Source organism: Pediococcus cellicola (genome assembly GCF_001438655.1).
Classification (GTDB): Bacteria; Bacillota; Bacilli; order Lactobacillales; family Lactobacillaceae; genus Pediococcus; species Pediococcus cellicola.
In genome coordinates, this window is record NZ_JQBR01000003.1 from 12,356 (window position 1) to 34,909 (window position 22,554).

Genomic DNA, 22,554 nt, shown 5'->3' on the forward strand with positions numbered 1-22,554 from the left:
CCTTACTTTAAAGCTTGAATTTCCTGTGCTTGTAGATCTGCTTTGCTACTTGTTGTCCACAAATTATTCTTGGTTTCCGGAACCACCAAGTAAACGAAAATAATGCACAACACCCCGCATCCGGCAAAGACTCGGAACACTTGAGATAGCCCGATCGCATTCATTAGAATGGGATAAACTAAGCTCACGGCGAAATCCGCGAACCAAACAAAAAATGTTGCGACACTCATCCCCACATCACGCATGTTAATCGGAAACAACTCTGACAGTATCAACCAAATAAGCGGACTAATTAACCCTTGTTGGCATATTAAAAATAACGTGATGAATCCTAAAACTGTCAGAGCCAGTGTTGTCCCAGCGAGCTGATGTGTAATCAAACTCAAAGCTGCTAAAATAGTAGAACTACCGATTAAGCCCATCAATAATAAATGACGGCGCTGATATCGACCGACAATTCGGACACTAATACCCACACTCAGAACGGAAACTAACCCAATCATAATGTTGCCATATAGCGAAGAACTTCGTGTTAATCCCGTTTTTTCCAACATTAACGTTCCGTAATACATAATGGCATTCACGCCAGTAATTTGTTGTGCAATGGCCAGTCCCACACCAATCATGATAAGTTTAAAATGACGTGAAAAAATAATTTCCCGCCAGTTCAGCGTTTGCACTTTTGTGCCATCCGCTTCAAGGCTTGCTGCTTCTTGTTTAGCCTCTTTAGGACGGAGATAGTTCAACATAACGGTCTTGGCTTTTTTTAAATAGCCTTTTTTCCAAAGCCAAACCGGGCTTTCTGGTACACTCCGATTCTCAAGCAACAAAAGCCAAGCTGGCAGTGTCGCCATAAATAACATTACCCGCCAGATCCACATGACATGGCCAAAAACGCCGCCAAGAATGGCATTCACGACGTAAGCAAAGAATTGACCCAATACGATCTTAAAATCGTTACGTGTCACAACCATGCCACGTGCCCTAATGGGTGAAATTTCTGATAAATAGACAGGAATCACTTCGGAAGCGGCTCCTACGGCAATCCCCAAAACAAACCGAAAGGTAATAAAAATTGGCTCATTGATGGCAAGTGCACACAAGAGATTTGCCACAATAAACAAACTGGCAATCCATTGCACTACGCGATGACGACCATAGACTTCCGATATCTTTCCTGTAAACATAGATCCTAACGCAGCTCCTAAAATAAGCACACTAGAGACTAATCCTTGGCCCATGGCATTTAGATTAAGCTGCGAACGATTCGACATAAACGGCAAGGCACCATTAATAACACCTGTATCATAACCAAACAACAGACCGCCAATCGTAATCACACTTGTCGTATGTCGTAAATTTCGCGTTCTCTGATGCAAATAAATCACTCCTTAGAAAATTAAAAATGACTCTCAAATCAGTATTCTGCCTCGAAAGTTTCCCTCCTTTGCTAACTAATTTAAAGTGCCATCCATTTACACCGTAACACGCTATTTTTTTTGCTTCAAACAAACCCTACCATAAAACGTTTTCATTAAAAAAACATGCTATAATAGAACAAAATTAATGAGGTGATTACAATGCCGTTACTTACTATTCTTATCGATATTATGGCGTTTTCAGGTTACTATCTACAAGATAGTTTGCGTACCAATTCTATATTTATCGTTGGATTTATTTTTCAAATTCTAGTTGTTTTGGTGCTACTTGTTTTTACATTTGGCTACCATGGAAAGCGAAGAGAAAAGCATGATTACACATTTAAGGGGTATCGCTACTTCACGTTAAGATACGCTATTATCGTGGCCTCACTTTTTATCAACGCTGCTGTGTTATTTCTTTACTATCTGCACCTTTCTGGAGCCGAGAACTTAATTTTCAACTAATTCTATCCCTATCAAAAAAGAGTTGGTTTCCCAACTCTTTTATAGTTTCTTTTCCATTAAGTAATCTGTCTGCTCATCGTCCCCCATAAAAAAGGAATGCTGACCAATGCGATGAAATCCTAATTTCTCATAAAAATGTTTAGCAGGTTCGTTATGCTCCCAGACCCCTAACCAGAGTTTAGTTTTGTGTTGGGCATTGGCAATTTGCTCTGCCTTGCCAATCAGATACGTTCCCAATCCTTGTTGCTTAAACGGCGGTCGGATGTAGATGCGTTCAACTTCCAAACTCTCAGGACCCATTGTTTCGGTTTGCGCATCGCCCACATTTATTTTTAAATAGCCCGCAACCTCTTGTTCCACTTTGACAAAATAAAACTGTGAATTTGGATTTTCCAGCTCTCCTTGTAATTTTTTAGCTTCGTACGCAGTCGTGAGATAAGCTTGCATAATTTCCGGTGAGTTATATGGTCCAAATGTATCCGAATAAGTTTCAATACTAATCTTCTGCAACTCTTGCCAGTCCTGAACACGTAGTCTTACTAATGATCGCTTTTTTGTCATTTCAATACCTCCGTTGATTTCCCTTTTTGACATATTCCCAATCCGATGCTACATTTTTCCTCATTCGGGTTAAGAACTCGGCTATCTGTTGCTTTTCTGCTTCAGTAAATTCGGTTAATGCCACTTCGGCTGAATGGCGATTTTCACGTTGAATAATTGGAAAAATTTTTAAGCCGTTAGCTGTCGGAAAAAGTTGCTTGTTTTTTTTATTTTCCGTCTGCATTCTTTTTTCAATCAAACCATTTGCCGTCAATTTTTGAATGGCTCGCGCAGCAGTCGTTCGATCCACCTTCAACATCTCGGCCACTCGCTCTTGAATGATACCTGGATGTTCGCAAATGCGGACCAAATAAAGATACTGCCCTTTTGTTAAGTCATACTGCTTAAATTCAATATTGCTGATGGAATCTAACGCTCGTGCAATCGTGCCGATTTCGCGTAACACATCCCCCATGATGTGACCCCCTTACTTATTAAAAATCATTATAGCATTTTGTTGCATTTACAGCAAAATGTTTTTCAAAAAATAAAGACTGAGAAAAAACTCCCAGTCTCTATCTGTCTCTGAACTCTAATCGTCGCAATTACGGAAATAAGGCTATGTTTGAGGTCAGAACGCCCTTTTCTCATTCACCATCTTTGGGGATAAATTAGTCCTTCCAAACAGATTTGGCTGTATCAATCACAAGCTTTAATTTGCGCCACTGATCTGTTTCCGTTAAGTGATTCCCTTCTTCAGTAGAAGCAAAACCACACTGGGCCGACAAACAAAGATCGTTTAAAGGTACATATTGACTTGCGTCTTGGATACGAGCTCTTAAACTGTCCTCAGATTCCAATTCTGGCTTCTTTGACGTGACTAAACCTAATACAATGCGCTGGTGGCGACCATTGTCCGCGATTTTTTTCAACGGCTCAAATCCACCGGAACGCTCGTCATCATATTCTAGGAAGTAACCATCAATATGCAACTGAGCTAAATAATCTGCCACTGGATCGTAAGCACCAGCGCCTGCCCAGGTAGAAGCATAATTACCGCGACACACATGCATCGTCAAAACAAGATCTTCTGGCTTATTATCCGCAATCGCATTAATTGCTCTTACGGCAGCCTCAGCAACTGGTTTTAAGGCTGGGTTCAAAGTTCCTTTAGAAAAGCTTGCCCACATTCCCCAAGAAGTATCATCAATCTGTAAATAACGGCATCCTAATTCATAGAAATGCTGAACTGTTTTTTGGTAAGCAATGATCAAATCATCCACAAAGGCATTTAGATCATTATTATAATGTTCGTCATAGATCTCAGCATCTTTATTTGGAAACATTACCGAAGGACTTGGAATGGTCTGTTTGGCAGTCACACCATCTGGCACAATACTGTTCAGATAAGAAAAGCCAGCAAAAAACGGATGGCCTGGATTATATGTCACTTTATTGGTAATTTTGATGCCACCCTTACGTGTCTCGAGTCCATTAAAATTATATCCCTTAGCTGGTGTGAAGAAATGTGCGCCATTTAACCCATCAAAAAAATCTAAATGCCACCAACTACGGCGAAATTCGCCATCCGTAACTGCCTTCAAACCTAGATCGGCCTGTTTTTCAACAATTCGCTTCACTTCGCGATCTTCAACGGCCTTGAGGTCATCTGCACTAATTTTTTGCGATTGAAAATCTGCACGTGCCTGTTTTAAAGCTGCGGGGCGTAATAAACTCCCGACTTCATCGTAACGATATGGAAACTGATTCTTTACACTTACTGTCATTTTAATGCTCTCCTTTTTTAAACAACAAAAAACGCCCTTGGAATAACTTCCAAGGACGATTGATCTCGTGGTACCACCTTATTTTTCATTTAGTTCACACTAAATGACTTAAAAAGTACGGCAAGCAAGCTTGCGATACTTCACGCAATAATGGGCGTACCCAACGCTGCCTGGCAATAGGCTCAACAACGTTTCTCTCCAAGACCATCTTCGTTAAGCAATTGTAGCCCTTTACACCAACTCAGGACCTCTCTACAAGTCAATCTTTTAACTACTCATCTTTTCATTGTTCATTTATTTAATTTGATTTTAACGTAATTCTAATCGTGACAAGTTGAATTGTCAAGTCGTATTTAAAAAAACACAACTACATTGACGAACACAATTCATGAAGTATTTAGATTCTAGTTATCGTGATACAATCATAACAGTGCTTCGTTACAATTGGCATTAAACTTAAAAGAGGCGAAACTGAATGGATCGTACCTACCCTTGTGAGATTACCTGCATTGTCTTAATTAGCTGTCATCACAAATTACTTGTTATGAAAAAAACAGACTCTGAATTTGAACCGTCTTTAACTTTTCCTGGTGGTCATGTGGAACCGGGCGAGTCAGTTACAACAGCAGCTATCCGTGAAATAAAAGAAGAAACTGGTTTAAACATTACCAAGCCCGCTTTACACGGTTTTGTAAATTTTGCACGTGAAGATGGCCGTAAAGAGCTGATTTTTATTTATCAGGTTGCTGTTCCCTTTGAGCGCAGCACGCAAAATCAAGTTGGCACCAAAAATGAAGGACAAACATTATGGCTCACGACCAATAAAATTGCCAGTGCTCATCTCAACCCTGTAGTACAAGCTATTTTTGATAGTTATCGTCACAATGAAAATAAAGAACTTTATTTTCCAATCACCGACAATACGAAGGAGAACCCAAATGATTCAACCAATTAACTGCAATACAAAGACACTTTCTCAAAAAGCTGTGAAGGCTACCAAAGCAGATACCCAAACAGTCACTGATTTGCTAGATACCCTTAAAGCCCACCAGGCAGATTGTGTGGGCATGGCTGCTAACATGATTGGGATCAACAAACGAATTATTGTGGTTCAAATGGGGGTCTTACCCGTTGCGCTAATCAACCCTATCATTACTAAAAAAAGCAGTCCTTTTTCTACAAAAGAAGGCTGCCTTTCGTTATTGGGGGAACATTCAACCACCCGTTACAAGCACATTGAAGTGACTTATCAGGATCAAAATTTTACCACACATCAACAGCAATTTTCGGATTGGATTGCTCAAATCATTCAACACGAAGTGGACCACTGTGAAGGAATCTTAATTTAATTAATTTGCCCCCAAAGCACGAACACTATTTTTTTATTTTTTGCCGCTCTGGACTAACCCAGGTTCCTGAACCATGTCCAAAAATGGTTTTCAATGCCGGAATGAATGTCATCACAACCGTAATTGGATTAATCATCCAGTAAAACAACATGTAAAGCGGAGCAAAGATCAAATATTTTAATTTGGCACCATGATGGTCCAAAATCAAGGCGGCCAAAAGTTGCATAAATCCAGCTAGCATTTCAAAGCTCACAAAAATAAAAGACATTTCAATGCTGTGAATAAACCTTTCCCAGTTTCCAGTCATGCCAAAATAGATCAAAGTGACAATAAATAATACGGCTGTAATTAAAAAGAAAAATGACCAAATGATAGATAGTGTCGAATCAACAAACATTGACATTTGATACCTTTTTTTGATGGGATGAAAGACAAATTTCTTTATATTTGTTAACCAGACTTCTGTGCCACCCTGTGCCCAACGTTTTCTTTGTCGATACAGATCCGAGAGGGTTTCTGGGACGTTCATGTGGAACACAATATTAGGTGCAAATCGTGGGACAGCACCGATCATTTGATGGTCCCAAGCAATACTGATATCCTCAGTGGCGCGATCTTGCCGAAAGCCACCTACATCAATCAAAAAGCTTTTGCGATACAAGGTGTTGGCGCCACTATAGGCATACATAGAATCGTTAATTGCCGCTTGACTGCGTTTAATAACACCGACAATACTTGAAAATTCAACTGTCTGTGACTTACCCAGTAATTTCGTTCGATTAGACACATCCATATTGGCCGTGACTGCTGAAGTATTTAAATCACGATCATGAATAAAATAATTCATGTACTTCATCAGTGCATCTGGTTCAGGGATCGTATCTGCATCATTACTAAGGATATACTCTCCCTTAGCGAAAAACATGCCAATATTAAAAGCATGCGCTTTACCAGCATTTTTTACGATATGCATCATTCGCAAACGCGGGTATTTAGTTTCTAAATCCAGCACGATCTTTGCAGTTTGATCCGTTGAACCGTCATCCATGACCAAAACTTCAAAATTCTCATAGTGCAATTGTTCGAATAAATATTTTATCGTATCCGCAATCATAATTTCTTCGTTATGCGCTGGAATCATGATTGTGACCATAGGCTGTTTTTTTGCAGGAAGTGGTGACCAATTCCGGTCAGTCTTCTCATTTCTTAACCATCGGTAACTAAGTGAACCACAAAACCAGAAAAACGACCCAATCACTGGATATAAACAAAGGATCAACAGAAACACGTTTAGAATCGTCGCCCCTGTCGTATTTTCAAATACGTGATTAATCATAATTCACCATCACTTCCCTACAACTCATCAATATGATGTTGATCAAAAAGCTGCTTTATTTCGTGAGTCTCTATGTTTTGTTCCGGTTCGACTTGATAGTTACGAACATTTTGACGTTTTTCGGCAGGACCAAACCGCTGATCCATAAACTGATTGAGTTCTGTTGAACGTTTTTTTTGATTGATCGGATTAAAAGTCGGCCACTGTTCAACCAACCGATCACGTTTACGATTCTGAATTAACGCCATCGAAACGCTGAACACTAGGACCATTACAAAAGAAAAAAGCAAAATGACACTAATAAACTGGACTTCAAAGATACCTTCGCGATATATCCATAAAGGTTTAAAGAAATGATATTTAACACCAAAATAAGACAAACCTGTTACAACCAAAGGAATAAACACACCCAGCCACCCCAGCAAGGCCACTATGGTCTGCCAAATTTTTAAAAGCCAGTGCCCTTTTTCAAAATAATGATCTGTAAAAGCCATTTGTGTCTCATCATCATTTTTCGTTTTCTTTTTTGGTGCCATTATCTTCACCTCTATCATGATGTGGGTCAATGGGATGTCCGAATAAATACCCCTGCCGAATTTCAATCTTCAACTGTTTTGCCAAAGCCTCATCTTCTGCATTTTCAATTCCCGTCAAAACTAAATTAATATGGCGTTCTTGTGTCAAACGATTCCAAAATTGCAGATTCAAATCCAACCATTCGCTGGGATCCGTTTTCCGAAAACTGCGCATAGAACACTTCAAGGTATCTGTAACCGGCAGCATCCACTCAATGCGAGACAAATCAGTTAACTTTGACCCCACATTATCAATGGAAAAATGCATGCCGTAGTGTCGGCCATTTTGGATATGACGCCGAAACTTACGTTTGTGCAAATTCTGATTGTTTCTTCCTGTGGTATATTCTACATTTAACTTCATGGGTTCGATGTTGCTGATGGCCCAACGAACAAAATAATCAAACTCATCACTCACAATTTGTTCATATTCTAAATTAATTGATAACGTGATTGGGATTTCCGGTAAAGACTTAAAAGTATCCTCCAGCAGAGAAATCACCCTTTGTAGCGGGAGAGTCTCTAAACCAGTGGGTAATTTCCAGGTTCCATCTGCTTGATGTTGTCGCAATAAGCACTCATAGCCGATGAGCTCCCCATGATAATCAACTTGTTTTTGAATAAAATAACGTAATTCTACTTGCTTTTTGGCGAGGTAATTATTGGAACGTTTTCGTGAATTATAGTAGTAGAACACAATAATGATCACAAACACCACAATCGTCAATACACTAATGATCAAAAGAATGTTTTCGAGTTGTTTCAGTGCTTCCATAATATCAAACCTAATTTCACTTAAAAATTTGTTTATAACTATTATAGCTCACTTAACGTATATTAAATATATTTAAACACCAGCAAGCAATCCTGAAATAACAAAAAAGCCAACAATCTTCGTGAAAGATCATTGGCTATATTTATCAATTTAATTATGTTTGGGAAGCGCTGCTTTTTTAAAAGCTGCTCGATATAAATTCTTAAAGAAACGCCATGAGTCATCGGCCACCAATGTGGCTAACAGCAGAAACGCTGGCAGAAACTGAATCAAATAACGACTTCGCCACCTTCAAAAAGCAATAAATACAGGAATCCCCCAATAATAGCTAATCGGAGCAATTGTACAAGCTTTTGGTGATTATGCCACCCAAAGGCGATCATAAAAAGCCAAATAATCCACCATAGCTGCGAGATAAATCGGAAGTCTCCTAAATGTGTGCCATATAAATACACAAATTGACGGAGATAGCCTGCAAATCCAGTTCCCTTTGGGCGTGGATTTTCATTAATAAAATGGCCTTCTTTGACCCAAGCAAAAGTGCCATCTGCCGTGTCGTTTCGATGCTTGTTAAATAAAAACTTGGCATAACCTAGTGGACCCATTTTCTTAAGTCGTTTTATTAAGAGTCTTTTAGAATACGTAGTCCGCGCCTTTTTATCCACTAATCGAGCCATTGCCAAAGCATCCTTTGGATTATAACCACCATCACCGGACAAACCCATACTTAAATAATGTACAACTGGAACCCCTCGTAGTCGATTGACGATAATATAGTTCTGATTATTGATCACCTTTTGCCCCTGATAATAGCCCGCAAATATTGAGGCCACACAGAGAAACGGCAAAATTAACGAAACAATCGATATCTTTTTCAACGAAGATATGCCATTGAAAGTCTGTTTTTTCAACCAGAAAATGACTTCAATCATGACAATGGCAACCACTGGAACAATCGCGGAAGGTTTCATGAAGTATGTACCTGCAACTAATAGGCCAAATATAAGTGCCATAATGATACGCAACCATAATTTAAATTTAGGTGAACGTACAAAACAATAACTCATTAGATAGCCTGAAACTAACGGTAACACCCAAGCATCAGTGTACGGCACAATAATTGTCGGGAAAATGAATAACCACACTGCATGAATGTAAACGGCTAGCGGTAATTTTCTCCGATCAATTATCGCAATCGTGACAAAATTAAAAAAGGCGGCCAAATCCACAACTAGCATCGTCATTAAGTCTAAGAACAGCCACGAAGTCGTTGAAAAAAGTGTTGACAGATAGTGTTGAATTAGCAATAGCGCAATGTTGTTGTAATAGAGACTAAAATACACGCGCAATTCCATATCACTTGTGTTAATTAAACCTTCATGAATAGCTCCGACGTCGAATCCAATGGGTGGATGCACACAAAGTACGAAAATAAGTTGCCATAGTATGACTAAACTAAAAAGGATCCAGGCGGTCCTTTTTTGATACTTAATAAAGACCAGCCAAAAGAAATGCCGCACCCGCGGATAGACAATAATCGCCAAGATTAGACTAATTAAGCCAATCAAAAAGAGGCTGGTAAACATTGTCGTTCCAGCTCCGGTAACCTTGTTATCTCCTACAATAATATTTGGGGAGGTGATCGCAAAAATGAGTGTTAAGAAAAATAAAATGTTGAACAAATACAGAATAAATCGATTACTAAACTTAAAGAACTTGGCATTCACACTTTCAATCTCCTAATTTTTTGTGACTAATCATCAACGGTAATGCAATAAAAACGGGTAGGCGATTCGCCAACTTCAATTCTAATTAAACTTGCCTCTAGCTTCTTTAATTCCGGACCAATTTGATCAAATAAATATTCCGTTACATTTTCAACGCTCGAATTAATCTTCTTAAAATAATCTAAATCATTTAAAAATTTACCGTTAATTTGGGAGAGAATCTCGGTGACCGCCTTTTCCAAATCATTAAAAATGATCATGTGATCCCCTTTAGTATGGATTTCACAGACAATTTCCCAAGTATGGTTATGTTGCTTGCCTTCTCCACCCTTCCAACGCATAGCGTGACTCGCGTTCACGTAAGAAATTAACTTATACGTATGATATGGTGTGACCATTCATAATTACCTTCTTTTACTTTTAAACCGATAAATATCATCTCTAATAACGGTTCGAATATCTCGGGTTTCAGCATCGAATTTTGTTGAATTCCAATGTGATAACTCCGTCATACTATTAATAATACCCACAAATCGAATCCAGGCACAAATAAAATTGTAGGCAGGCATTGTTAAGGCTACCCACCACTGAGAAGAATAGAAATGCCGTTCATCTGGAAAATCGCCTAATAAAAGTTGGACACAAACAAAATTCATAATTTCCATCATGACGTACAGTAAGTAAATCACGACATAAGACATTCCCAATAGTACTGGCGAGTAATTGAAAAGTAGTAGCACGAGGCTTGCAAACAGCCAAATCATGCGTGGAAACAGAAAAGTATGGTCAAGAATCATGCGACGAATCAAGAAATTATTAAAAAAATGTTTTATTTCAATTCGTGTCGAATAAGCTTGCGTTACTTCGATCTCTCCACGTTGCCATCGTTGACGCTGCGTGTATAACTGACCTAAACTAGGGATTGGCTCAATATAAAAAATAGCATCAGAACAAATCACTACTTTTCGTTTAAGGCGTTCTCTTAATTGAAAAGTCATATCAGTATCTTCTCCGATTGTCGTCGTGCTGTACAGGAAAGTAGACATTAAAGCTTCTTTGCGAAAGGCGGAAAACGCACCTGACATCGTAAACAGCTGGTTATTTTCCGATTCAATTGTGCGACCAGATAAAAAAGCTTGCGCATACTCAAAATATTCATTTCTCTGAAGAAGACGACGCCAAAAGCCCCTGGTCTGTTTGATAAGCTTTTTTTGTGGCAAAATGGTTCCTGTCAAAGCAGAAACATCATAATCATTTTCAAAGCGCAGAACCATATTCATAAGCGCGTGTTTTTCAAGAATTCCATCACTGTCTATATTAATAATGTAAGTGCCAATGCTTTCATAAATAGCCGAATTTAGTGCCTTAGCTTTTCCTTGATCGGTGTGAATCAGTTGCATGTGTAAATCTGTAAAAACATTTTGCGCATGTGCGAACGCTTGAAAACTATTATCAGTACTTTGATTATCAGCTAAAATGATTTGAATCAAATCAGATGGATACGTTGAATTTTCAATGGAACGAATACAGTTAAAAAGCGTGTCCTCTGAGTTATAGACAGGAACAATAACTGTAATCAAAGGCATTTTGGCCGGCATTTCTAGCCGCTTTTTTCTAAATTGTTTGAATAACAAAATTCCGGCAGAAAAAACTGCCGGAATAATTTCAACGACAATTGGAATCAATGACCAAGTTAGCCAAAAACCAATTTGTAAAATTGTGAGTCTAAACCAATAGGCCATTAACATTATCCCTTTCTGAATCGAAATCGTTGGATATGCGTCTTAAAGTTACGATACAAACTGTGAGAAATTTGTGAATAGGTGAATACATTGTAATACAACATAATCACAAGAACATAAAAGACCAGTCTTCCTAATATGGTATGTGCTAGGAAAAACAAATTTCCACCACCAAAATGAACAATTACAACGACAGTAGCCAACCGAATAATATTAGCCACATAGATCCACAATGTCCCGACAATCGAAAAAAATATTTTTTCGAAATTATTGTATAGCGGAAAAAAGACAACCATACTGATAAACGCAGAAGTTTCAATAATCCCTGAACATTCATAATCGATTGCCATCATAACAGGTGAAGTTGAATTGTTAATACTAACCAACCCATATTTAGGCATAATCTCACTCATGTGGGTAAGTGATCCAAACCAGCCAATACCATGCATGACTGCATGTGTAAAGAACCATACCCAATACGGGTCACTAAGTGTAATTAAGATAAAGAATAGTCCTACACTGCCTACAATAAAGAAAAACGCAGATAAATTGGCCCGTTTTAAAACGGATATTACATAGAGCCAAATTATTGCGCCAATTATTTGATAAATGTTCATTTAGATACTCTCCGAATTTTTATTTTTGAGTATTTTTTTATCAATGCCACTAAACTTTAAAACAGAAACAAGTGCAAACAGAAAACCAATTCCAGCTAACACAACCGGCCCAGTACTGCCACTTGTTGACGTTAATTTTCCTGACCAAAGCTCACTGTCGGAAAGCGTGATGTCTTGATCAGCTGTATTTGAAATATTGCCTAAATCTTTAAAAGGAACGGCAACTTCCCAAACATAACTAGTTCCAGCATAATCAGAACCATCACCGTTCTTTTGAGTAAGGTTTCGTCTGGTAACTGCACACCCATTTGTAACAGTTTTATTACCGTTCTCCGCACTATAGATGCCAACATCAACTAATTTAGTTTCACCCACTGCAAGCGATAGATCGTGGTGATCATTGAGCGTCACATAATAAGTGTGACCCCCTACATTCAATTCATAGCCATTGCCCTGAAATGTATTGTATCCACCAGCTAATTTTGGTTCCATAGAGACGTAGAAATAGACATTTTTATCATTTGCGACTAATGCCGCTGGCTTGATATTATCATCATCACCATTAATCTTCATGTCTGATTTGGTAATGTCTTTCCAGTCATCAAAGTTGCCATCAATTTTAATGTTTAAATTGCCGTTAACATTATTATTTTCTGCTAAACCGCTATCAGTGGTTGTTTTATCACTGCCTGTAATGGCTTGTTTAACGGGATCCGAAGTAGAAGAACTCGTTGAACTAGCAGAATCTAGATTAGAACTGCTCAATGCTGAATTATCATCAGTACTGCCAGTTTCTGTATTTTTATTCGAACCGTCAGTCGCTTTATCAGTTGAAGTAATAAAATCACTGTCTTGTGCCTGAATTTCTTGCGTATTTACGCTAGAATTAGCAACCGACACAGGTTGACTTATTGTATCATCTGCTCCCAAAGCACTTACTGCCACCCGACATTCAAGTTGCAATTAAATGACATTAGCATTTTGAGAAGCATCCCACTTAGAATTATAGGTGATTTCACCATCACCCACTGTGCCAAGTGACTGCCAGCCTTCTGTGGCTGCTGATACAGAAAATGCTGTTGTTTGACCATTTACTTGTTTTTGTTGCAAATCATCGAAAGTCAGTCTGTAAAGTGCGTTACCAACCTTTACAAGATAACCAGTACTTGGAATATACCACTGACTAGTCGTATTAATATGCATATAAATATATTTACCATTCGTGACTACTGAACTGGTATAACCAGTTATAGAAGAGGTCTTTTTTGCGCCACTCCAATCATCATAATCCCCATCAATTGTAATCGGTGAAGTATTTGTAGTGCTCATTTGAGCATCTGCACTCACAATACGTACTGCAAACAAAAGCGCTCCTATGCACGCTATAACTGTTATTAAAAATTTCCGCATTATATTAACCCCCTCTTACAATTACCAAACTTGATTGAAAATTTACTGCTTTTTGCCTTGGCAATTGACAGATTATGTAGACGCATTCACACAGCTGACTGTATTGTATACCATTAATTATCAAACATAAAGCATTCATATTCAATACAAATTCTTAATATAAATGAAAATAGGTAAAATTATGCATCAAGGCAAAAACACTTGGATATTTATACTTAAAATCAGGGCTTTGATTTGAATTGATTTGAATACAAATCTTTTTCAATCTCAAAACGAGGTCTTTTTTTAACTTCTGTAAACACCTTTCCTACATATTCACCAATAATGCTTAAGGATATGAGTTGTACACCACCCAAAAACCAAATTGAAATCATCAACGAAGACCATCCTGCTGTAGTATTTCCCATGATTCGCTGTGCAATTGTATAGGCCATTAAGCAAATACTTAAAAACACGATTGTGAAGCCCAAATACATAATCGCTTTGATTGGGGCAATCGAAAATGAAGAAATACCGTCAATAGCAAAATTAATCATTTTTCTTAATGGATACTTTGATTTTCCAGCAAAACGTTTTTTCCTTGCATAAAAAACTTCAGCGCTTGGATACCCTACCAATGGCACAATTCCACGTAGAAATAAATTTCTTTCCTTATATTTAAGCAACGCTTGTGTAGCGCGCTTACTTAACAGACGGTAGTCGGCATGGTTTGGTACCATCCGCACACCAAATTTTGCCATTAATTGATAAAAAGCATCCGCGCTCACCCGCTTAAACCACGTATCTGTGTCTCGGTTGTTACGTACACCATAAACAACATCGATGCCATTCAGGTAATCTTCAACCATTTTCGGAATAACATTGACATCATCTTGAAGATCGGCATCAATTGTGATCATCATATCAGCATGTTTGACCGCAGTGGTTAACCCGGCAATAAGGGAATTTTGATGACCAAAATTACGACTAAATTTAATACCGGTCACAAACGGATTATCGTCCATGAGTTTTTTAATTAGTTCCCAAGTACGATCGTAACTTCCGTCATCAACAAATAAAATTCGACTCCCCCTACCGATTTTTTGCTTGTCTAAAAGTTGCTGTAAAATTTTACTAATTTGTTTTGTAGTTTCACGTATGACCGCTTCTTCGTTATAGCAAGGAATCACGATTGTTAAATTTTTTGTTTCGATTGATTCTTTTTTATTCTCATCCAAATTTTTATTTGCCTTTCTTTACGCCTAGATAAACAACTAATTTTCCGTCTTTACGTTGCATAATTTTCTTTTTCTTAAACCACACAAAAATACTTTGCCATCCAAAAATGGCCAGTACGTAAATAATAGGCAGAAATTGGATCAAATATCGGGATTGACCGCCTTCAAATAGTAGTAGATAGAAAAGAAGTCCAAACAGTGACATACGCAGGACGCGAATGAAAAAGATTTTGTCCAGAAAACTAAATACAACGCCGGCAAAAATCAGAATCCAAATGGCTTGTAAAATAGTCTGAGAAATCCTCAAATTAGACCCATAAGGATAGTAAAAGCTGCGAATAAATTTATGCTTTTTGAAGCTCGGCTTGTTGAAGAAATCTCCTTCTTTTAGCCATCCTAAAGTACCATCGTTAGTATTATAATAATTTTTTGCCAACAGGAACCTAGCATACCCTCCAAAGCCAAAATTTTGAAGTCGTTTCCTTATCATTTTGAAATTAGCTGACTGCTGGGTCTTCTTCGTTGGAAATTTTGTGCTATACAAATAATCTTGGTGTGAATAACTACCGTAAGTTTCTTTATTCATTCCCATCATCAAATAATGACTGGGTAATTCTTTTTGATTTGGATTAATACTTACAAATTGTTGATGTTTTAAAGCCAGTTGGTTTGCACCCTGACACACACCAAAGCAAACTGCAGCCACTAATAAACTTAAAGCAACTGTTTTCAAATCAAATTTCGTCCGATTAAAAATTAGGACGAAAGCCAATTCTAAAATTAAAGCAATGATCAAAATCATTGCCGTTGGCTTCAGGGCATATGCTGCCCAGGTTAACAACCCTAGCAAAGCTGATTGCCAAATAAATTGCTTTTTGGGCTTCTTACTCGCAAGCCAATCAGTTGCAAGAATATCCATCATAAGAATCATCCCAGAAATAAAAGGCAAAACAAAGGTGTCCGTGTAAACAATCACGATCCACGGTGAAATCAAAATAACCAAAGGTGCCAACACCCAAACAGTGGCTTTATTTAGATGTCGTTTCAAAACCAAACCAACTAAAACAATGCTAATATCGACTAATATCAAATTAATAATATCCAAAACCAACGTGAAATTAGTTAAATTTAGCCCATTTACGATATGGTAGAGACCACGCTCAACAAACATAAATGAGAGATCAGTTGGGTTTTGAGAAAAATAATTAGCCAAGTAGCTTTCTGGTACAATCGATTTACTAGTCGCCGCCCACTTCATAATTCCCGTGTCAAAGCCCGTTTCAGTAGCCAAACTAATTAACAAGATCATTTGATAAATCAATGCTAAAACTGAAAAGAACCATTTGGCGTCAACATGGTACTTCCCAGTCATTTTTTGTATATTCTTCAAAAACGACAAATGATTTCTAAATAAGTAACCCAAATAAAATATAATGACAAAAACTGCACCGATACCACCAATGACTTGCCCATTGAGATTGGTTGTAACCAAAGTACCCAAAAATGTTATTAAAAATAAAATCAAAATAACCGTATCAATAACTCTCTTAATTATTCGTTGCATAACTACTCCTCAACATTCACAAATTTTTTAAAACAATCGGCTAAATGAGTGCCATGAAATTGTAATTTTTTTCTTAGTTATGACGCGTTTATATAATTGATGCCAGCCAATCACCGCTAATATATAAATTACGGGAAAGCTTTGAATGAGGTATCTTGAACGTCCGCCTTCAAAAATGAGAAGAAATAGGAGTAACCCTAATACTGACATTCTCAATATTCTGACAAAAAGCGACCTATCAAAGAAGCTAAAGATAACCCCACTCAAAATTATGATCCAGGTCAACTGGGCTATCACAAAATAAACGGCTTGTCTTGATCCGTATAAGAAGAAAAATGAACGAATAAATTTGTTTTTATTTAATGATGGTGTTTTACTAAACTGACTGTCATTTGACCACCCTAATGTCCCATCACTAGTGTTGGTATAATTTTTGACAAACAAAAATCTAATATAATTGACGGCGCCAATCTTTTTAAGCCTTTGCCTAATAAGGCGCCAGTTACCGCTATTTTGTGCTTTAGGATTCTTAAAGCTTGTGCTGTAATGATAGTCATCATCTGAAAAGCGACCACCTGATTTTTGATTCATACCCATTAAAATAAAATGACTCGGTTGCATTGCCACTTCTTTATTGACTGCTACTAAATGTTGATGATCCACCAAGACTGTTTCTCCAACTTTTAAGACACCAAAAGATAAAATCATAACTGCTACAATTAAGCCCACCTGTCGCGTTAATATTTTTCCAACCGATCGTTTTGGGAAAGGCTTAATTAATAAATTCAAGGCCAACTCAACCACAATGGCAATCACAAATATGAATGTACTTGGTTTTAACGCATAGGCACAAAAGGTACTAATACCAAAAATTGCACTTAAGCCATATAATTTTTTGGCCGAGTATTGTTTATTATTAAAGTTTTGAAGTAACTCATACAATGTCACAATCATTGCAGCCGTGAATGGCAAAACTGTTGTATCAGAATAAAAAACAACTAACCATGGGGCGAGTAAAAAAGCAAAAGGAAATAAACCCCATAAAATCGACTTTTTTAGGTACTTTTTCAAAAAATACCAAATTAAAAAGATGGTAATGTCAATAAAAATCATATTGATGAAATTCAAGGCAAGTGTAAAATTTGTTATCCCCAGGGCGTGAGTAATCACATATAGAAAGCGCATCAAAAAAAGAAGCCCCAAATTATTTGGATAAACAGAAAAGTAATAATAATCCGGATTTCCCATAGCTGCGTGCTTAATGGTATAGGCATCATACCCAATTTCTCCTGTCAGGCTCACAACTAACAGGACTTGATAGGCCAAAACAACTAGAAAAAATAACCATGGTTGCTTAAAAAAGCGGCTAAGCGATCCAACCTTATCCTTTGGTAAAGGTAGTACTGCTAGCACCATACCGAAAATAATCAATGTGCCTACAATAAAACCAAATTGATAGGTATTTGCTAGATTTGTAGAAATTAACGCCCCAACTAAACTAATGACCAACAAAAACAAAATAACTTGATCAATTCCCTTTGAAATAATATTTTTCATACGTCTTCTCCATCATTACCTTTTATATGTATATAGCTGCTAAATTTGCGGCTAATACAGCCATTATTAAGCAATAAAGCATAACGTGTCAATAGCAGATATTTTCATTGTGCTTAAGCCAATCAACTTTTACAAACAACAAAAAAATAAGCGTTTCATTGCTGCAACAAAATTCTTGATGTGACTTTATACAGCTATGACGCTTATTTATCATTCTAAATGCCTTAAATTCGTTTTGCCCGATAAGCATAATGTTTATACAACCCGGCGTAGCGATTGTGATAGTCTTTTTTCCAAGGTTTGTCACGACCACAAAAATGAAGCACCACAGTATGTTGAATGACCCAGTCTAAATCCCATTTACCATTACTTAAAGCATAGTAAAGCGGGCTGCGACGTGCATCAAAATTATATAGCTCATCCGGAATCTTTTTAATTTGATGTCCATATAAACCATTTAACACATCCTGATCGGGCAAGAACAAAGAAAGTTTATTACGACTAATATAATTAACAATATCTACTTTTTTCACTTGCTTCCGGATTGCCGTCAGATTGAACAGTAAGACGCCAGAATTATAATAGCTCTCAGCCTCGTAGTTTCCCAGCCGGAGCTTGTTGAGCGGTTCGGTCACATTATTGGTCAACGCAGAGTGACTGGCTGCAGCGTACAAAAAATGACCCAGATCCAAGCGGTACAACGGCGATAAGTCATTTATGGCCAAGATATCTACATCTAAATATAAAATACGATCAATCGTTTTAGGTAAGTAATCTTGAGCTAGTAACCGATAGTAGATGGTTTCTGGATAACGATTAGTGACTGGCACATCCCCTAACAGAGCGTTTTTTAGCACAAGTGGATGATACCTAATGTTCATTTTTTTACAGAATGATTCAATCTTGTCTGTTTTCTTTAATTTATTCTTCTGAATGACATACACATTCAAAGTCTGATTGGGCGTATTCATCACAATCGAATATAAGGTGGTTAACAATTGATCAACTACGTGATTATCAATGGCAAACAGTAAATTCATATCCGCAACATCTCCTGATTTCCATTATAATATGCCAATCTTTAATAGAAAAATAATTCATTGTAAACACAATTAGTTATGGTGATTTTTAACTTAATTTAAGTAAAATTAACAAGTCTGAACTAACAGTTAGGTAAAAACTGTTTGCGTTCTTCTAATAACTTACTGTTGTATTTCCGTATCGCTTAATTAAGCACATCCCATGGGTAGCATTTTTTCTTACTTTAACACCCTTAATCGAATGTCCACGACGCGCATATAACTGAATAGCCGAATGGGTGGCATGATAACCCGTAAATGAATTGTTCTGAATGGAAACAGCTGTCGTATGCGGCATGTGGCCATACTGATTTGAAATGATAATATCATTTTCTGGTCGCGCACGTTTTAGTGTTGTACTAAACGTATTATGATTGATGGTTAATGCTCTAGAAGATTCAAAATGAACTGGTGCCCCAAAATACTTGATATCGACACCCATTCCGCTCAACCGAACCGCATTTTTTACGGTATTGTAGGAAAAATTGATGTGGGCGATCATGCGACGATTACTGCTAATTGTATCGTGCTGTCCAATCGCCACCTGTGCTAACGAAACTAATTTTCTCCCACTATATTCCGGCGCCCAAGTATTGTGTGTCACAGTGATATAGGTTGAAGGTGTCCCATTAAAATGGCCTTTTCCATATTTATTAAAACCAGGACCACCGCTATTACAATTCGCATAGTCCGTTTGAATAGATTCGCCATATTCACCATGATTCCCATTTTTACGCATGATTGCCGTACTCAGCGTATGCCCGTATCCATAGAAGTGACTGTGCGTGATCGTAATATTTGAGCAACCCATCAAATCAAATATATGACCCCCAATGCCACAAGCTTGGTGAAAGCTCGCATTTTTAAATGTGGCTCTGGAGTTGCGAAGCAATCGAAATTCATGCCCACCACCATAAAAGGTACCGCCTTGCCAATTTAAGCCCTTTGTAAGCACGCCATAAAAAAAGCCAGATTTTCCAGTAAAATTAGCTTTTGTCGCATTCACATGAACATTAGCTTTTGTTGGTAATTTAACATTACCATTCATTTTGAAATTGCCGATCAACGTAATGGTTTTGCCTTTTTTTGCTTTTTTAAATAAATTATTTAATTGCGAATGATCCACATGAGTGCCAGGTTTTTTAAATCGCCGATTCATTAAAGAGTGAATCTCCATTTCCCTCATTAATCGTAAAATTCGTTTTGACCCAACACAGATGCCTGACTTGCGAAGCACCATCGTTATTCGTGGATAACCATAGGCACGATAATTATTTTCCCAAATCAATTTAATTTTTTCTTTGAGCTGATTATCAACACGTTCGTGTTGACTAGGTTGATATCTTTTCCAATGGTAATAGGTGCTGCGCGGTAATTTCAGTGCCGAAAGAATAATTGATAAGCGGTGTCGCAATAACTGATCTTCTATGAAGACAAGGCAATTAATTCGTCCTAATGCTTCCCCAGTAACACCGCCGCAGCTTTTAAAATTTCAAGTTCCTCCTTTAATCGCTGATTTTCCTTTTGAAGTTGTTTGAATTCTTTGGACGTTACTTCAGTACCGTCTTCTAGCTCAACTGATTTAGCGTCTTTAACCCAGTTATGAATTGCGGCTGGAGAAACACCGTATTCCTCGGAAAGCGAGCGAATAGATCTTTTCTCTTCACGATGCATCTTCACAATGCTGGCTTTAAAATCATCTTGATATCGTTTCATTGGAATGCTCCTATCTTGTTTTATTAATTATGGCACAACTGTTCAGAAATTTATGTACCAAATACTAGGATAGGAGCAAAAAAGACTGCTTACGGTTTCCGGAACTTTGAAAACTTCCGTTTACGTCTTCTCATCGAATTAAAGAATAGTTATGTCAGTTTGAATTTTCATAGTCACATTAAAAAAGCTGCTCATTTCATCAGTACCACTTGATAAAGAACCTATTATAAAGAAGAAAGTTTATTGGCTGATTTATCTGTGTTTTTATTATCAGTAGCAATTAAGTTATAGATGTTTTCTATGTGCTTAATATAGCGAGAAATATCAAATTTCAAAACTGTTTTTTTGATATCTGTATGATTATATTTACCACGCAAACGATAGATTTGCCGGCATGCAGCTATAAAAGCTTTTTGGTCGTTCATTGGAGTTAAAATTCCATTGTGGGAATTAATGATGTCTGCCGGTCCAGTAGGACAGTTTGTTGAAACAATTGGCAAGCCATAAGAAGCAGCTTCAATAACAACCATTGGGAATCCCTCATATTTTGAACAGAGCAGCAGGCAATCAGCTTCATTAATTGCTTCCCAAGGATTAGGCATCCAACCTTGCCAGTTAATGTTTTGTGAAATATGCAAATCATTTGCTAATGTTTTTGCTTTTGGAAGATCAGCTCCCTTGCCAAAGATGTCCAGTTTCCAAGGAATATTAAGTTGTGCCATTGATTCAAGAAGCATACGTACATTTTTTTGATCATCCAACAATATTCTTCCAATAAAAATTGCATGGAAAGGAGCGTTAGCTTTAGGTGTGCTGATTGTTTTCTTATTTACAGTGCGGATAGGATTATAGATCAGAAAGATTTTTTGGGCTGGGACCCCGAGTTTGATCAACTGTTTTTTTATCCCTGTACTAATTGCAAGATGATATTCTGAGAAAGCAAGTTCTTGACGAGCAAAAATGTTTGATTCAGCAATGGAGGTATGTCCCCAAGAAACAATTTTATAATGAAGGTCATATTTTTTCCTGATCTGATAGGCAGTTACACAAGCTCTGCCTTCGAGTCCCAAAACGATATCTGGTTCTGCTGCTAAAACATTTTTTTCAATAAACTCTTTTTGTGCTTGTGTATCTTGTGCATGGCAAATTTTAAGTTGGTAGCCGGTAGTACGTGTAATCCATTGGAGCCATTCAGGTTTTCCGCTTTTAGGGATCAAAACCTGATATTCATTTTTTAAATCTTCGTTGACCAAGTTCGAAATGACTCTTTCGGTACCGCCATGTCCCTCTAAATACTGTGTTATTAATGTTATTTTCACGATAATTCATCCTTTCATTTTATGAAGCCAACATTAATCTGATGTAATCTTAAATAAGTTGTATTAGTGAGTCAGTAATTGTTAATTAACTTAAAAATTCTAAAAATAGTTACACCGCATTTGTTAATTATAAAAAATTTAAAACACAATAATGCAGTTGTAACAAAAGTACAGACAGCTAAGGTATGTGATTTTGTTTCAAACAAATGCAGAACTCGATTTTAAAATTCACCCGGCTTTCATTTTATCAACAAAGAAAATAGTTTACTTATGGCTAGTTGGATACATAAGAATGGCATTATTTAAATAATAAAAAAATAAAGGTACAATAACCTTATCCAAATGGTTGTTGAACTGA

The 22,554-nt window shown here is 37.3% G+C and carries 21 protein-coding genes, 1 pseudogene and 1 other annotated feature; of the genes and pseudogenes, 3 read left to right on the forward strand and 19 right to left on the reverse strand.

Annotated features, from left to right (window positions below):
• Nucleotides 1–2 precede the first annotated feature (2 nt).
• On the reverse strand, nt 3–1,379 hold the full coding sequence (locus tag IV80_RS03250; protein ID WP_057749480.1) for a sugar porter family MFS transporter: 1,377 nt from the start codon (nt 1,377–1,379) through the stop codon (nt 3–5).
• Between the two features lie 201 nt (nt 1,380–1,580).
• Between IV80_RS03250 and IV80_RS03255 the strand changes: the two genes are divergently transcribed.
• A complete protein-coding gene (locus tag IV80_RS03255) occupies nt 1,581–1,886 on the forward strand; it encodes a hypothetical protein (protein ID WP_057749483.1) in 306 nt (101 codons plus the stop codon).
• A 39-nt stretch (nt 1,887–1,925) separates the two neighbouring features.
• Here IV80_RS03255 and IV80_RS03260 read toward each other — a convergent pair whose 3' ends face one another.
• The 3 genes from IV80_RS03260 to IV80_RS03270 form a co-directional block, all read right to left on the reverse strand.
• Nucleotides 1,926–2,447 carry a GNAT family N-acetyltransferase gene (locus IV80_RS03260; protein ID WP_057749486.1) on the reverse strand — a complete coding sequence of 174 codons (522 nt, stop codon included), beginning with the start codon at nt 2,445–2,447 and terminating at the stop codon, nt 1,926–1,928.
• A gap of 1 nt (nt 2,448) precedes the next feature.
• Nucleotides 2,449–2,901 carry a MarR family winged helix-turn-helix transcriptional regulator gene (locus IV80_RS03265; RefSeq protein ID WP_057749490.1) on the reverse strand — a complete coding sequence of 151 codons (453 nt, stop codon included), beginning with the start codon at nt 2,899–2,901 and terminating at the stop codon, nt 2,449–2,451.
• A gap of 196 nt (nt 2,902–3,097) precedes the next feature.
• Nucleotides 3,098–4,213 (reverse strand): 5-methyltetrahydropteroyltriglutamate--homocysteine S-methyltransferase, encoded by a 1,116-nt coding sequence (locus IV80_RS03270; protein WP_057749493.1) that lies wholly within the window; start codon nt 4,211–4,213, stop codon nt 3,098–3,100.
• Between the two features lie 48 nt (nt 4,214–4,261).
• Nucleotides 4,262–4,509, reverse strand: a binding site (T-box leader).
• A gap of 179 nt (nt 4,510–4,688) precedes the next feature.
• Between IV80_RS03270 and IV80_RS03275 the strand changes: the two genes are divergently transcribed.
• Complete coding sequence (locus tag IV80_RS03275) at nt 4,689–5,168, forward strand: NUDIX domain-containing protein (protein ID WP_083490501.1); 480 nt, start codon at nt 4,689–4,691, stop codon at nt 5,166–5,168.
• The gene (locus IV80_RS03280) at nt 5,152–5,562 is read left to right on the forward strand and encodes a peptide deformylase (protein WP_057749496.1); all 411 of its coding nucleotides are present in this window, start codon (nt 5,152–5,154) and stop codon (nt 5,560–5,562) included. Before IV80_RS03275 ends, IV80_RS03280 begins: the two co-directional genes overlap by 17 nt.
• A 25-nt stretch (nt 5,563–5,587) precedes the next feature.
• Here IV80_RS03280 and IV80_RS03285 read toward each other — a convergent pair whose 3' ends face one another.
• From IV80_RS03285 to IV80_RS03360, 15 genes and pseudogenes are all read right to left on the reverse strand, one after another.
• Nucleotides 5,588–6,898, reverse strand: a complete 1,311-nt coding sequence (locus IV80_RS03285) for a glycosyltransferase family 2 protein (protein WP_057749499.1) — start codon at nt 6,896–6,898, stop codon at nt 5,588–5,590.
• Nucleotides 6,899–6,915: 17 nt separating this feature from the next.
• The gene (locus IV80_RS03290; protein WP_057749502.1) at nt 6,916–7,434 is read right to left on the reverse strand and encodes a hypothetical protein; all 519 of its coding nucleotides are present in this window, start codon (nt 7,432–7,434) and stop codon (nt 6,916–6,918) included.
• The gene (locus tag IV80_RS03295; protein ID WP_057749504.1) at nt 7,406–8,248 is read right to left on the reverse strand and encodes an EAL domain-containing protein; all 843 of its coding nucleotides are present in this window, start codon (nt 8,246–8,248) and stop codon (nt 7,406–7,408) included. The genes IV80_RS03290 and IV80_RS03295 overlap by 29 nt, the downstream gene beginning before the upstream one ends.
• Nucleotides 8,249–8,517: 269 nt before the next feature.
• On the reverse strand, nt 8,518–9,975 hold the full coding sequence (locus IV80_RS03300) for a TIGR03766 family XrtG-associated glycosyltransferase (protein ID WP_236699563.1): 1,458 nt from the start codon (nt 9,973–9,975) through the stop codon (nt 8,518–8,520).
• Nucleotides 9,976–10,001: 26 nt separating this feature from the next.
• Nucleotides 10,002–10,373 carry a 6-carboxytetrahydropterin synthase gene (locus IV80_RS03305; RefSeq protein ID WP_057749507.1) on the reverse strand — a complete coding sequence of 124 codons (372 nt, stop codon included), beginning with the start codon at nt 10,371–10,373 and terminating at the stop codon, nt 10,002–10,004.
• A gap of 6 nt (nt 10,374–10,379) precedes the next feature.
• Nucleotides 10,380–11,717, reverse strand: coding sequence for a TIGR03111 family XrtG-associated glycosyltransferase (locus tag IV80_RS03310; RefSeq protein WP_057750046.1), 1,338 nt, complete (start codon nt 11,715–11,717; stop codon nt 10,380–10,382).
• Nucleotides 11,718–11,722: 5 nt separating this feature from the next.
• Nucleotides 11,723–12,334 carry an exosortase family protein XrtG gene (gene xrtG, locus IV80_RS03315; protein ID WP_057749510.1) on the reverse strand — a complete coding sequence of 204 codons (612 nt, stop codon included), beginning with the start codon at nt 12,332–12,334 and terminating at the stop codon, nt 11,723–11,725.
• Nucleotides 12,335–13,264 carry a Firmicu-CTERM sorting domain-containing protein gene (locus IV80_RS03320; RefSeq protein WP_057749513.1) on the reverse strand — a complete coding sequence of 310 codons (930 nt, stop codon included), beginning with the start codon at nt 13,262–13,264 and terminating at the stop codon, nt 12,335–12,337. It abuts the gene before it with no gap.
• A 33-nt stretch (nt 13,265–13,297) separates the two neighbouring features.
• The gene (locus IV80_RS03325) at nt 13,298–13,699 is read right to left on the reverse strand and encodes a hypothetical protein (RefSeq protein ID WP_157048827.1); all 402 of its coding nucleotides are present in this window, start codon (nt 13,697–13,699) and stop codon (nt 13,298–13,300) included.
• Nucleotides 13,700–13,965: 266 nt separating this feature from the next.
• A complete protein-coding gene (locus IV80_RS03330) occupies nt 13,966–14,961 on the reverse strand; it encodes a glycosyltransferase family 2 protein (protein ID WP_236699564.1) in 996 nt (331 codons plus the stop codon).
• Between the two features lie 4 nt (nt 14,962–14,965).
• Nucleotides 14,966–16,525, reverse strand: coding sequence for a glycosyltransferase family protein (locus tag IV80_RS03335; RefSeq protein ID WP_057749519.1), 1,560 nt, complete (start codon nt 16,523–16,525; stop codon nt 14,966–14,968).
• 27 nt (nt 16,526–16,552) lie between these two features.
• Complete coding sequence (locus tag IV80_RS03340) at nt 16,553–18,082, reverse strand: glycosyltransferase family protein (RefSeq protein WP_057749522.1); 1,530 nt, start codon at nt 18,080–18,082, stop codon at nt 16,553–16,555.
• A gap of 224 nt (nt 18,083–18,306) precedes the next feature.
• Nucleotides 18,307–19,122 (reverse strand): glycosyltransferase family 8 protein, encoded by an 816-nt coding sequence (locus IV80_RS03345; protein WP_057749525.1) that lies wholly within the window; start codon nt 19,120–19,122, stop codon nt 18,307–18,309.
• A gap of 1,132 nt (nt 19,123–20,254) precedes the next feature.
• Nucleotides 20,255–20,877, reverse strand: a pseudogene (locus IV80_RS10070) (IS3 family transposase); the annotation flags it as partial.
• 224 nt (nt 20,878–21,101) lie between these two features.
• Nucleotides 21,102–22,196: a glycosyltransferase gene (locus IV80_RS03360; protein WP_057749527.1), complete on the reverse strand. Its 1,095-nt coding sequence runs from the start codon at nt 22,194–22,196 to the stop codon at nt 21,102–21,104.
• Between the last annotated feature and the right edge of the window lie 358 nt (nt 22,197–22,554).